At 41.8% G+C, this 13,801-nt stretch carries 11 protein-coding genes and 1 other annotated feature; of the genes, 9 read left to right on the top strand and 2 right to left on the bottom strand.

Features of this window, described 5'->3' with window-relative positions; translation table 11 throughout:
- Window positions 1–210 precede the first annotated feature (210 nt).
- The 5 genes from D0463_RS01310 to cysK all read left to right on the top strand — a co-directional run bounded on the left by D0463_RS01310 (window position 211) and on the right by cysK (window position 6,338).
- Complete coding sequence (locus D0463_RS01310) at window positions 211–1,407, top strand: MDR family MFS transporter (protein ID WP_117304251.1); 1,197 nt, start codon at window positions 211–213, stop codon at window positions 1,405–1,407.
- Between the two features lie 134 nt (window positions 1,408–1,541).
- Window positions 1,542–1,766, top strand: a binding site (T-box leader).
- A gap of 70 nt (window positions 1,767–1,836) precedes the next feature.
- A complete protein-coding gene (gene leuS, locus D0463_RS01315) occupies window positions 1,837–4,251 on the top strand; it encodes a leucine--tRNA ligase (protein ID WP_117304254.1) in 2,415 nt (804 codons plus the stop codon).
- Between the two features lie 113 nt (window positions 4,252–4,364).
- Entirely contained in the window at window positions 4,365–4,676 is a 312-nt protein-coding gene (locus D0463_RS01320; RefSeq protein WP_117304256.1) for a rhodanese-like domain-containing protein, read from the top strand.
- 200 nt (window positions 4,677–4,876) lie between these two features.
- Window positions 4,877–5,059: a sporulation protein Cse60 gene (locus tag D0463_RS01325; RefSeq protein ID WP_117304258.1), complete on the top strand. Its 183-nt coding sequence runs from the start codon at window positions 4,877–4,879 to the stop codon at window positions 5,057–5,059.
- A gap of 367 nt (window positions 5,060–5,426) precedes the next feature.
- On the top strand, window positions 5,427–6,338 hold the full coding sequence (cysK, locus tag D0463_RS01330; RefSeq protein ID WP_117304261.1) for a cysteine synthase A: 912 nt from the start codon (window positions 5,427–5,429) through the stop codon (window positions 6,336–6,338).
- A 34-nt stretch (window positions 6,339–6,372) separates the two neighbouring features.
- Here the strand turns inward: cysK and D0463_RS01335 are convergent, their stop codons facing one another.
- Entirely contained in the window at window positions 6,373–7,644 is a 1,272-nt protein-coding gene (locus D0463_RS01335) for a BaiN/RdsA family NAD(P)/FAD-dependent oxidoreductase (protein ID WP_117304263.1), read from the bottom strand.
- A gap of 182 nt (window positions 7,645–7,826) precedes the next feature.
- Here D0463_RS01335 and D0463_RS01340 point away from each other — a divergent pair, with 182 nt between their 5' ends.
- Both D0463_RS01340 and D0463_RS01345 read left to right on the top strand, forming a co-directional pair.
- Window positions 7,827–9,437 carry a putative polysaccharide biosynthesis protein gene (locus D0463_RS01340; protein ID WP_117304265.1) on the top strand — a complete coding sequence of 537 codons (1,611 nt, stop codon included), beginning with the start codon at window positions 7,827–7,829 and terminating at the stop codon, window positions 9,435–9,437.
- Window positions 9,438–9,517: 80 nt separating this feature from the next.
- The gene (locus D0463_RS01345; RefSeq protein WP_117304267.1) at window positions 9,518–10,237 is read left to right on the top strand and encodes a pseudouridine synthase; all 720 of its coding nucleotides are present in this window, start codon (window positions 9,518–9,520) and stop codon (window positions 10,235–10,237) included.
- A gap of 97 nt (window positions 10,238–10,334) precedes the next feature.
- Here D0463_RS01345 and D0463_RS01350 read toward each other — a convergent pair whose 3' ends face one another.
- Window positions 10,335–10,556, bottom strand: coding sequence for a DeoR family transcriptional regulator (locus D0463_RS01350; protein WP_117304269.1), 222 nt, complete (start codon window positions 10,554–10,556; stop codon window positions 10,335–10,337).
- Window positions 10,557–11,284: 728 nt separating this feature from the next.
- Here D0463_RS01350 and D0463_RS01355 point away from each other — a divergent pair.
- The gene (locus tag D0463_RS01355) at window positions 11,285–12,589 is read left to right on the top strand and encodes a M48 family metallopeptidase (RefSeq protein WP_254052684.1); all 1,305 of its coding nucleotides are present in this window, start codon (window positions 11,285–11,287) and stop codon (window positions 12,587–12,589) included.
- 314 nt (window positions 12,590–12,903) lie between these two features.
- On the top strand, window positions 12,904–13,692 hold the full coding sequence (locus D0463_RS01365) for a DUF4240 domain-containing protein (RefSeq protein ID WP_117304272.1): 789 nt from the start codon (window positions 12,904–12,906) through the stop codon (window positions 13,690–13,692).
- Window positions 13,693–13,801 lie beyond the last annotated feature (109 nt).

The raw sequence follows: 13,801 nt of genomic DNA on the forward strand, positions 1-13,801 counted from the left end.
TCCTGCGGAAAAACGGGCTGGCAAGACCCCGCAGCGAGGTACAAGTGAGGAGGCTTGCCAGTTCGTCCACGGAAAGCGGGTAGATTCCATGACCATTTGAAAATCAACAATGGAATTTAACAGAGCCTAAGAAAAAAATATTGCAGTGGGGGATGAAAAACCATAAAATTGTTTAGGTTAACGAAACAATTTAAGCAAAGGAAGTTTTTCATGCCTCGTTCATTTTGGATATTAATTATTGGAATGATTATAAATGTAACGGCTTCTTCTTTTTTATGGCCTTTGAATACCATTTTCATTCATGATCAGCTTGGGAAATCATTGTCAGTAGCGGGTCTTGTGCTGATGGCGAACGCCTTGGCAAGTGTTATCGGGAATCTTATCGGGGGGAGCTTATTTGATAAAATCGGCGGTTACAAAACGTCACTTGCCGGTATTGTAATTACCTTGGTTTCTTCGCTAGGCTTGACGGTCAATCATGAATGGATCCCTTATATTGTATTTTTGACACTCTCGGGTTTTGGTACGGGAATCGTTTTCCCGGCCATCTTTGCTATGGCTGGAACGAGCTGGAAAGAAGGAGGAAGAAAAGCCTTTAACGCCATATATGTTGCCCAAAATCTCGGGGTTGCCATAGGTTCCGCATTAGGCGGGGTAATTGCTTCCATATCCTTTGAGTATATATTCGCCGCTAATACAGGTTTGTATCTGCTATTCATGCTGCTTGCTTTTTTTGGTTTTAAAGGAATGGATGGAGAGACTGGCAGTCAGACATCCATCTTAAATGAACAGAGACCTTTGAAAAACAGTGCAAAGCTAAACGCCTTGTTTATCCTTTGTATCGGCTACTTTTTATGCTGGATCGGTTATGTTCAATGGCAATCGACAATTGCTGCCTATACTCAGGAAATCGGCATATCGCTTAAGCAATATAGTCTTCTCTGGACGATCAATGGTGCTTTGATTGTATTGGCCCAGCCGATTGTAACGGCGGCTATCAAATGGTTTGCGAAAACGTTAAAGGTTCAATTGATTGTTGGAATGCTTATTTTTATTGTTTCCTTCTCGGTAGCCGCTAATGCCAATGGTTTTGCCGGGTTTCTAACGGCTATGGTGATTTTGACCATTGGCGAGATGTTTGTTTGGCCAGCAGTCCCTGCAGCAGCGAATGAGCTTGCTGTAAAAGGTAAAGAAGGTTTCTACCAGGGGGTCGTAAACAGCACGGCGACAGCGGGAAGAATGATTGGTCCATTGCTCGGTGGTTTTTTGGTCGACATCCATGGAATGGACATGATGTTCAGCGTCTTGTCGGTTCTATTTGTGGTCGCGATCATGACGACGATCCTATTTGACCGCTCGCTAAGGAGATCCAATGATGAAAATCGAATCATTTCACAAGCAAAATAAGATTTAATATTGGAAATCACACACTTTTTTTCCCGCGGCTGCATATATAACTGTGAACCTGTTTATAATCTTAGCTAACGGCTATTGATTTTATGACTGAAATTTAATAGAATATTATATAATCTCATAATTGCAAAATGACGATGATAAGGATTAATAACGATTTAGCTCCTGTGCAGAGAGTTGGCGAATGGTGCAAGCCAACCGGGACCAGTCGTGAACTCGCCTTTGAGTTTTAAGCATGAACCATAGTAGTGCTTAACGTAGTTTCCACGTTACGGATTTTGAGCGGGGCGATATCAAAGTCGCCAATTTGGGTGGTACCGCGGGAAGATATACATAATCCTCTCGTCCCTTTTTGGGATGAGGGTTTTTTTTTATTGGTTTAAACAACCGGAAATGCTTAAAGAAAAATAGGAGGAAAACATTATGAGTTTCGATCATCAGCAAATCGAAAAAAAATGGCAAAAATATTGGGAGAATTATAAGACTTTCAAAACAAGCGAAGAAAAGGGAAAACGCAAATTCTATGCGCTTGATATGTTTCCATACCCATCCGGTGCCGGCCTACATGTAGGACACCCGGAAGGCTTTACGGCAAGCGATATACTATCTCGTATGAAGAGGATGCAAGGCTATAAAGTGCTTCATCCGATGGGCTGGGATGCATTCGGGTTGCCGGCAGAGCAGTATGCCTTAGATACTGGGAATGATCCGGCTGAATTCACAGAGAAGAATATCAATACATTCAGGCGCCAGATTAAGTCGCTTGGTTTCTCCTATGATTGGGACCGTGAAATCAATACGACAGATCCAGACTATTATAAATGGACCCAGTGGATTTTCTTGAAATTATATGAAAAAGGCCTCGCTTACATCGACGAAGTGCCGGTTAACTGGTGCCCGGCACTCGGGACGGTTTTGGCAAACGAAGAAGTCATCGACGGAAAAAGCGAGCGCGGCGGCCATCCGGTTGAACGCCGTCCGATGAAGCAATGGATGCTTAAGATTACGGCGTATGCAGACCGTTTGCTCGACGACCTGGAAGAGGTTGACTGGCCTGAAAGCATCAAGGATATGCAAAGAAACTGGATCGGCCGTTCTGAAGGTGCTGAAGTAACGTTTGCAATTGACGGACACGATGAATCATTCACCGTATTCACGACTCGTCCTGACACACTATTTGGTGCAACGTATACCGTGCTTTCTCCCGAACATCCCTTTGTTGATAAAATAACGACCAAGGAACAAAAGCGTGCGGTAGAGGATTATGTTCAAACCGTCAAAAATAAATCGGAGCTGGAACGGACTGATTTAGCAAAGGATAAAACCGGCGTATTCACCGGTGCTTATGCGATCAATCCGGTTAACGGGGAAAACATTCCGATTTGGATTGCGGACTATGTATTAATGAGCTATGGAACGGGAGCGATCATGGCGGTTCCGGCCCATGATGAACGGGATTATGAATTCGCGAAAAAATTCGGGATAGAAATCAAAGAAGTCGTTGCTGGAGGAAATATCGAAGCAGAAGCTTATTCCGGTGACGGCGAGCATGTCAACTCAGGTTTCCTGGATGGAATGAAAAAAGAAGAAGCGATCAAGGCGATGATTGAATGGCTTAGCGAACAAGGCATTGGTGAAAAGAAAATTACCTACCGCCTGCGCGATTGGCTTTTCAGCCGCCAACGATACTGGGGGGAGCCGATTCCAATCATCCACTGGGAAGACGGCAGTGTGGAAGCAGTAAAAGATGAAGATCTTCCGTTGCTGCTTCCGAAAACTACCGAAATCAAACCGTCCGGTACAGGGGAATCTCCACTAGCCAATATCGAGGATTGGGTAAATGTAACGGACGAAAACGGTCGCAGGGGGCGTCGCGAGACAAATACGATGCCGCAATGGGCAGGCAGCAGTTGGTATTTCCTGCGCTACATCGATCCGAAAAACGCCGAGACAATCGCCGATTATGAAAAACTGAAAGAATGGCTTCCGGTTGATATCTATATTGGCGGGGCAGAGCATGCTGTCCTTCATTTATTGTATGCCCGTTTCTGGCATAAATTCTTATATGATATCGGCGTTGTTCCTACGAAGGAACCTTTCCAGAAGCTATTTAACCAGGGGATGATTCTTGGGGAAAACAATGAAAAAATGAGCAAGTCAAAAGGCAATGTCGTAAACCCTGATGAGGTTGTTGAAAGCCACGGCGCAGACACGCTTCGCCTTTATGAAATGTTCATGGGGCCATTGGATGCCTCGATTGCCTGGTCGACCAACGGCCTTGATGGATCCCGCCGCTTCCTTGACCGTGTATGGCGATTATTAATTGAGGAAGATGGCTCACTTACCTCTAAAGTAGTCGATAACGATGACAGCGGCAAATTGGAAAAAGTGTATCATCAAACGGTGAAAAAAGTGACCGAGAACTATGAAGAGCTTAAGTTCAATACAGCGATTTCGCAGTTGATGGTATTCATCAACGAGGCCTATAAAGCGGATACGCTTCCGAAAGCTTATATCGAAGGGTTTACTAAATTGCTTTCCCCGGTAGCTCCTCATATTACCGAAGAGCTTTGGGAAAAGCTTGGCCATAAAGAAAGCATCTCTTACGAAACATGGCCGGCTTATGACGAAGCAAAACTGATCGACAATGAAGTCGAAATCGTCATCCAAATCAATGGCAAAGTCAAAACGAAATTAATGGTGCCAACGGATATTACGAAAGAGCAGTTAGAGGAAATTGCAATGGATGATGAGACGATCAAAGAACAAATCGACGGCAAAACCGTACGCAAGGTAATTGCCGTACCTGGCAAGCTCGTCAATATTGTGGCAAACTAAATGGAAGCCTCCCTTATAATGAGGGAGGTTTTTGTGTGGAGTTAAAAGTTTGGTGGAAGCGGTTGTTATTGCTATAATGAAGGAACGAAATTCTAAAGTAATGAGGTGCCCATATGGAAGAGATCAAAACGATTACAACTGATGAATTAGAGGAAAAGCTGGAAGCAGGAGAAAAGCTCGAGTTAGTGGATGTCCGCGAGGATGAGGAAGTGGAGTATGGGATGATCGAAGGAGCAAAGCACATCCGGATGGGTACGATTCCCGAGAATCTTGATTACTTTGACAAAGATAAGGAATATATTTTCATCTGTAGATCAGGAAGCAGAAGCCTGAATGTTTGTCACTACATGCAGGAACAAGGCTATAAAGTGCGCAACATGGTTGGAGGCATGATGAATTGGGATGGAGAAGTGATTGTAAAGTAATCCTGAAATAGAATGGATACGATCGGAATGTTGGATAACTCCCGAATTTTAGAAATATGCCCGAGATTTGGGATATGCCCGAAATCCAAGATATATGCCCGAAAATTAAAATATATGCCCGGAACCTGATTTATGTCCGACTTTTGTATAAAATTCAGGATTAGGGGCAACCCTGTTTGTAAAAAGGGCAGGGGAAAGCCATGATTCAAGTGAAGCTATTTGATTATGAGCATGAAAAGGATCTAGAGGAAGAGATGAATTCGTTTCTTGAAGACATCCGTGATAAGCAGATTGTCGATATTAAATACAATGTTGCGGCAACCGCTGAAGAGGAAGAAGAACAAATTTACTGTTTCAGTGCAATGATCATTTATAAAAAATAATGAAAGAAAACATTTCAATGATCATGGTTGAAATGTTTTCTTTATGTTTTATACGCTGCTATTTCCGCAGAACGGCCCCTTCAGTGCTTCAGCCTTTGCTGATTCAACGTTGTCGTTTTTTCCCTCAAACATATCAGGGGGTTCCCCATCTTATTTTTTCGATTTAAATATAGGGCTAGGGCAGTGACGATAAGTAGCGGTAGAAAAATCATAAGCCAAATCATACAAGCCTCTCCTTTTTAAATAGTTTGTTATAAATGTGAAAAAACTGGTCATTGCAGATTTACAACTAAGCAACTTTCAAGAAACCATTGTATACTTAGTACGGAAGTCACGTTTTATCTAATATTGGAGGTTATCTTTTAAAATGAAGGTTGTCAATAATATCACAGATTTAATCGGGGAAACGCCTGTTGTCCGACTTAATAAGCTTGTCCCTGAAAATGCAGCGGATGTATATGTAAAACTCGAAATGTTTAATCCCTCAGGAAGTGTAAAGGATCGCGCAGCTTTTAATATGATCAAGGTGGCTGAGGAAGAAGGGCTGCTGGGTCCAGGAGATACGATCATTGAACCGACGAGCGGCAATACGGGCATTGGTTTGGCCATGACCGCAGCAGCGAGAGGCTATCGGGCGATTTTGATTATGCCTGATAATATGACAAAAGAACGAATCAATATTTTAAAAGCTTATGGTGCGGAAGTTGTGCTGACGCCAAGCGAAAAGAAAATGCCAGGAGCGATTGAAAAAGCCCTTGAATTACAGCGTGAAATTCCGGGCAGTTTCATTCCTCAGCAGTTTGAAAACAAAGCAAATGCTGATATTCACCGGAGTACGACAGCACTGGAAATCTTCGAACAGATGGATGGACAGCTTGATGCTTTCGTGGCAACTGCTGGCACGGGAGGAACAATTACCGGAACCGGGGAAGCTTTAAAAGGGAAAATCCCTGGCTTATACATTGCCGTGGTTGAACCAAAAGGATCACCTGTATTATCAGGAGGCCAGCCTGGACCTCATAAACTGGTAGGCACGAGTCCGGGATTTGTTCCTAACATACTGAATACAGACGTCTATGACGAGATTATTCAAATAGCAGATGAGGAAGCAGTTGATACATTTAAAAGATTAGCGAGTGAAGAAGGAATATTTGTCGGTCCTTCAGCAGGAGCCGCTATATATGCCTCAATTGAAATCGCAAAACGTTTAGGAAAAGGCAAAAGAGTGCTTTGTATCGCACCGGATACAGGTGAGCGATATTTGAGTATGGATTTATAATAGGATTTTATAAAGATAGCACGCGGATAGCGTGCTATTTTTCGTTCCGGCTGTATAAGGCTGCATTTTTCCCGGCGAGCCTGCCTGTGACAAGAGCGGAAGTAATGTTGTACCCGCCTGTATACCCGTGTATGTCGAGAATTTCCCCGCAAAAATATAATCCATTCATTAATTTGGAGCCCATTTCCTTCGGGTGGATTTCTTTCACCGACACGCCTCCGCCGGTGACAAAAGCTTTCTCAAGTGGCTGAGTTCCATTAACGGTGAAATGAAAGTCTTTGCAAAGCTCAGCGAACTTACGAAGTTTATCATGCGAGATCGCGCTCCCTTGTTCTTGAAGGTCGATACCGCTTCTTTCCAGAAGAAAATGAAGGTACCTCTCCTGCAACATCCCTTTGAAAATGTTTTTTACAGCTTTTTTAGGTTCCGCCTTAATCTCTTTAATGATTTCCTGAAAAAGCTTTTCCTTGTTTTTATCAGGCAGGACATCAAGTTTCATCGTTACATGAGACAGATTCCACTTTTTCATCGCTTTCACGACGAATTGGCTGCACCGCAATACGGCGGGTCCCGATACCCCAAAATGGGTAAAGATCATGTCCATTTTATGAGTGATCAGCGGCTTACCTTTAGGATTCAATACACTCAATGATACGTCCCTGAGTGACAGTCCCTGCAATGTCTTCTGCTTAATAAATGGCTCATCGCTTAACACGGGTACTTCGGTAGGGAATAGATCAGTAATAGTATGTCCGGCTTTTTTTGCCCAAGCGTAGCCATCGCCGGTGGAGCCGGTATGCGGAACAGACTTGCCGCCAACTGCCACGACAACAGAATCAGTCTCAAAATAGTGGCCATCCTTTAAACGCACGCCGCTCGTTTTCCCGTTTTCATATGATACGTCCGCAACAGGAGAATTTGTATAAACGGTAACCTTTAAATCCTTCATCCGGTTAATCAGTGCATCAACCACGCTTTGCGCTTTATTATTGACAGGAAACATCCGTCCGTGATCTTCTTCCTTTAATTCAATGCCAAGCTTTTCGAAAAAGGCAATGATATCTTCATTGCTGAATTCCGAAAAAGCACTGTATAAAAAACGTCCGTTGCCGGGTATGTGTTTTATGATTTCGTCAATCGAGAGACGGTTCGTTACATTACACCGCCCTCCGCCTGATATGGCAAGCTTTCTGCCAAGTTTTTCTCCTTTATCAATCAGAAGCACCTGTGCCCCTTTTTCTCCGGCCGCTATCGAAGCCATCAATCCGGAAGGGCCGCCGCCGATCACAATTACATCATATTTCATTTTAATCACCGCTTTTTCTGATTTTCATCTCTTCATTATATAGTAAACGGCAGCATAATAAAAAACCAAGTCTGTTACAGGTTATCTGCCCATATATTTCTAAGATTTATTTTTCCGATATAGAATGAATTATGATAAGATTAAGAACGTGCGAATGCAACTGAATGGTAGGAAGGGATTGTATGTCATCTAAGGTTTTAAGAGGGGCGTTTATATTAACCCTTGGTTCGGTATTATCTAAAGTTCTGGGTTTGTTATATGTCATTCCATTTGATGCATTGTTAGGCGAAGAAGGAGCCGGACTTTATTCATATTCGTATATTCCATATACAATCTTTATCAGTTTAGCAACGGCAGGGATGCCGCTTGCCGTATCAAAAACTGTTTCGAAATATAATGCGATCGAAGAGTATGCGGTCAGTCAAAAGCTTTTTAAATCCAGTTTAAAGCTAATGGTGGTTACGGGCTTTTTAGCCTTTTTACTTATGTATGCGATGGCGCCGGGATTGGCTAGTTTGGGCAGTTATGGAAAGTTCTCTGAAGAAGATTTGACGACGGTGATTCGTGCAGTCAGCTTTGCGCTAATTATCGTGCCTGCCATGAGCATTATCCGCGGTTTTTTTCAAGGACATCAAGATATGAAGCCGACTGCTGTTTCGCAAGTTATTGAACAGTTGGTCCGTATCATTTTCCTATTAAGTGGAGCATTTGTCGTCTTAAAAATTTTAGATGGCGATATAGTAACAGCAGTTAGTGTCGCTACCTTTGCAGCAACGATCGGTGCGATAGGCGGTTTAGCTTTCCTTTTACTGTATTGGAAAAAGCAAAAACCATATTTAAATCAGCTATTGGCTGCCGATAAGGGAACGGTGGATATTTCCTTGATCGAAGTTTACAAGGAAATTTTCTTTTCTTCTATCCCATTTATCTTTGTAGCTATTGCGATGCCGCTTTTCCAGTTCGTGGACAACCTTACTTTTAGCAGGGCAATGGCTTCGATCGGAATGGATAGGGACGCGACGACCCAGGCCTTTGGTATTTTGAATTTTAATACGCAAAAGCTTGTAGTTATCCCAATGACGCTTGCAACTGCTTTCTCGATGGCGCTTGTACCATCAGTAACCAGTGCATTTGTCAGCAGCGATATGAATGCATTCCGGCATCAGCTTGATCAAGCATTTCAAATATTATTATTTGTCACGATCCCAGCAGTTATCGGAATGGCTATTCTTGCAGATCCTATTTATACGGCATTTTATGGACACAACCAGCTTGGGGCTAATATCCTGGCAACATACGCACCAACTGCCATTTTATTTGCTTTATTCTCCGTATCAGCTGCCGTGTTACAAGGGATTAATCAGCAAAAATTCACAGTGCTGGGCTTGTTAGTAGGATTGCTGATTAAATTAAGCTTAAATATTCCATTGATTAAGCTATTTGATACAGCAGGTGCTGTTTATGCAACAACATTAGGCTATCTGGCTGCATGTTTGCTGAATTTATATTTCATTCGTTTCTTCACCGAATACAGCTATAAACTTATTGTAAAAAGAACAATGTTGATTTTTATTCTCTCGGGAATCATGGCGCTGGTCGTTTGGGTAATGGAAAGCATTATGTTTCTCATATTGGATTCTGAAGGCCGGTGGCAGGCGGTTTTAATTACTGCGCTTTGCATGTTGTTTGGCGGTCTTGTATATGCGGTTCTTTCATTAAAGAGTACGCTTGCCCATAGGCTATTCGGAAATCGCATCGAGAAGCTCCAAAGAAAATTAAAACTAAAAGTGTAAGATATTGCTTAAGATATTCATAAAGAATGCCTTGTCTGCTTAGCAAAGCAGCAAGGTTTTTTCATATCTGGGAGGGCCATATGAGAATTGACAAATTACTAGCCAATACAGGTTATGGTAGCAGGAAGGAAGTAAAAAAACTGCTCAAATCCGGCGCTGTCCTCGTTAATGAAAAGGTGTTAAAGGATGCGAAGGAACATGTTGATCCTGAGAAAGACCTGGTAACCGTGCATGGGGAGACTGTGGAATACAAAGAGTTTATCTATCTGATGATGAACAAGCCCCAGGGTATCCTCTCGGCAACGGAAGACAATTATCAAGAAACGGTGATTGACATTCTGGAACCTGAAGATGCCGTTTTCGAACCATTTCCAGTAGGCCGTCTTGATAAGGATACGGAAGGATTATTATTGCTGACCAATGACGGGCAGCTTGCACACCAGCTGTTATCACCGAAAAAGCACGTACCAAAAATATATTTCGCTGTCATTGACGGAGAAGTCGGCGCAGAAGATATTCAAGCCTTTAAAAATGGGGTTACCTTGGATGATGGCTATCAGACAAAGCCGGGTAAACTTGAGATTCTTAAGTCCGGAATCCGTTCTGATATTAAGCTCACGATTACAGAAGGTAAGTTTCACCAGGTAAAGCGGATGTTTGAAGCTGTCGGGAAACGGGTCATATACTTACAGAGACTCTCAATGGGCAGCCTGCAGCTTGACGAAGAGTTGGAGCTTGGGCAATATCGGGAATTGACGGATGAGGAAATTGAAGCTCTTAAATCATATGGAAAAGAATAAAAATTGAGGCGGATCCTTTAAAAGGATTCGCCTCATTTCTTTTTAACAAACACTACTTAGGTGGAGTTCTCTATGGTTTAAAGCAAGTTTACTCTTTTTAAGATGATATTTTTACCCGTTTGTTGGTAGTTGTCCACAAACCTCGGCTTGGGCTTTGTACTAAGTCGTTATAAGCTAACACATTTAAATCGCGCTGTATTGTCCGGGGAGTGATGCCAAATTCTTCCACAAGCTCTTGAGTAGAAACCGTACCGTTATCATTAATAAACATATAAACGGATTTAATACGGGTTAACATGCGATTAGTTGAAGGTTTCAAAAAATCACTCCTATTCATTTTTAACTCACTTCAAAAACGAAGTGAAAAACAACCGATATCAGGAAGCTTTTCAGCTGCCTTATGTACTTGCTATACCACCAATAACTCCTCTATAACCAAGATGTATACACTAGCTGTCATTGGTTTTATTTTACTCTTATAGTATGTGAAATTCCATGGTAAATAACTGAATTTACAAAAGAATTGCAATATTTACCTTCCTGTGATATGTATATACAAAATTAAAAGGTTCTTCACCATAACTGGTGGTTTAATATTGATTAACGTAATATCTCAGTCAATTTTGCAACAAAGTTGATTGGCGAGGATATGCGAGACTCCTCGAAAATGCATACGCATTTTCTCGTGCGGTGCCTATTCATGGATGATGATTCAACGTCCTGCGGGAAAAGCAGGCCAGTTAACGGAACGTCGACTAAGATCTGCCACGTCCTTATGTCTTACGTCGACGCCAACACATCCTGTGTAAGTCCCGGAGGCGTGCCCTTTGCCGAGGAGGCTCCCGGACTGCCCGCGGAAAGCGAGCGCCTGGAGCGGGAATCAACGGATAATTAAAAGCTTAAACCACTTCTTTTGGTGAAGAAACAATTAAAATATCTAAAACCATATAAAGGGAAAAATTGCATCTTTTAATAATATTTTAATTCCTTTATACTTTTTTAGTCTTTACTAACTATAAACAGAGAGATTACTAGGGGGAAACATTTTTGATTCAAGAAGAAACATTAAGACACCAGCTTGTACACCCGAAAGAAAATAGGTATTTTGCACTTACCATGCTATTTTCTATTTTGGCATACATATCGTTGCTATTTTCGATAATCGGAATCATCATCATTGCGGTAATTATTCTAATATCTTATTTTTCTCATGCTCTTTCGATGGCATCAATCCGGCGGAATGGTGTCCGAATAAGTGAAAAACAATTTCCGGAAATCTATGAAAAAGCGGTCCAAGTGGCAAACGAAATGGGACTGGAAAAAATGCCATCCATTTACGTGGTGGAAGCCACTGGTGTTTTGAATGCTTTTGCGACCCGTTTTTTCGGGAAAAATATGGTTGTTATGTATTCGGAGATTTTTGATTTAAGCGAGGAAGGAAAAGAGGATGAGCTGCTATTTGTGCTGGTACATGAATTTGCCCATTTGAAACGCCGCCATGTATTGGTGCATTTTCTGCTCCTTCCGGCCATGTATATCCCGTTTTTGGGAGAAGCATATTTGAGGGCCTGCGAGTATACATGCGATCGATATGCTGCTTTTTATACAAAAAACCTGGAAGCTTCTAAAGAGGCGCTGACGATGCTGGCAATCGGGAAGAAGCTTTCCCATAAGGTAAACAAGGAAGCATTTATTGAACAAATCAGGGAAGAAAGCGGATTTTTTGCCTGGCTCAGTGAGAAGCTGGCTTCTCATCCACATCTCCCCAAAAGACTAAATGCCCTTGACCATTGGGTAGCACCGGAAGATCATTTATTGGTGAAGGAGAAAAAGAGGACGGTTGTAGCAGGGGTGATCATTTCTGCCGTTGTCTTCATCGCTTTACCTGTAGGGGTCGGAGTGGCTATTTATAAGTTAGCAAGTATGGATGCGTTGTCGGGGATATTCAGTGATGAGGTCGGAATCTATGAGGATTATGAGATTGAAGGGGCTACACCTTTGATGGAAGCTGCAGACATCGGGGATATTGAAGAAATGGAAAAAATGATTTCTGAAGGGGAAGATATTGAAGCAAAGGATGAAGATGGTTCCACTGCACTTCAATGGGCAGTTAGTTCCGAAGATACCGAGGCGGCAAAATTCTTGCTTGAAAACGGAGCAGACATTAACACGATCGATACTTGGAAATCGACACCTTTGATCTACGCATCAAGCTTTGAAGATTCCGAAATGGTGGAGTTACTTCTAGGATATAATCCAGATACCACAATAAAGGACGAAGAAGGAATGACAGCTTTGGATTATGCTAAAGATTATGAAAACGAAGAGATTATTGATCTTTTATCTAAATAATAACGAATTGGAGCCTATTTCTGTTCTGAACAGGGATAGGCTTCTTATATATATGGAACTTCTTGGATGGTGAAACGCAAGATTTAATTCCCGATGTATTAATAGTCAGTATAATTTTGTTTGCATTCGGTATTTTGCTCAAAGCTGATGAAGACATCGGGAAATATTCAAAATGGATGAAATCCCAGCCGGGGACAAAAGCATTCAGAAACAGAAGTCAAAGGGCAGACGGAAATAGTTTGGGTACGAGGTAGCTTCCACACATTGTGTAATTGCATTATCATAGAGTTATAAATTAATAAGGAGAGGAAAGTATGGAGATTTTACTCATTTACCAAGATGGATCCTCTAATAAGTTTTGGAAGATTAATGTCTTAGGAAGTTCTTATACAGTAACCTATGGAAAAATAGGTACGGTCGGAAATGTTAAAACAAAAGACTTCAATTCTGAAGAAAATTGCTTAAAAGAAGCGGAAAAATTAATTCAATCCAAATTGAAAAAGGGCTATACAGTCTCAGAATACTCCGGGCACATTATCAAGGACAGTACCATGACAGAAGAGTATTTTTGGGGCTTGCTTGAAAAAGCCAAGAATAAGGGTGAAGACCAGGAGGAGCAGTTTGAGTGGCTGGTCACCCATTTGTCCAAAAGCCCTATAAAAGAGATTGTAAGGTTTGATTATATTTTTAACAAGCACTATAAGAAGTCATACACCTCTGATTTATGGGCAGCTGCCTATATTGTCATGGGAGGTTGCTCGGATGATAGTTTCGACTATTTCAGGGCATGGCTTTTATATCTTGGCAAGGATATGTACGAAGAGGCTATTAAGGATCCTGAGTCAATCATCCCGCACTTGGAAGCGTTGGAAGAAGAGGATATGCCTGATTTCGAAGATATACTTTCTTTGGCCTGTTTGGCTTATGAGGAGAAAACGGGACTGGATCCTGATGATTATTATGATTTGTATACCAAACTCACCGATGATGCAATGCTTGATTCGGAATTAGAATTGGATTGGGATGAGGATGATGAGGAAAGACTCCGTAACAAATTCCCTCGTCTTTGGGAGATTTACGGCGAGAATCCATTAGAGCATTAATTTTCGTTTTATCATTTATTTTCAAATCATATTCTACAAAATGAATAGAACAAAAAAACGCTTGGATTTTTTTCTCCAGGCGTCTTATATTCTTGATATACATATATTT

Origin of the sequence: Bacillus sp. V59.32b (assembly GCF_003429085.1) — a bacterium.
In the GTDB taxonomy this organism is placed as follows: domain Bacteria; phylum Bacillota; class Bacilli; order Bacillales; family DSM-1321; genus Peribacillus.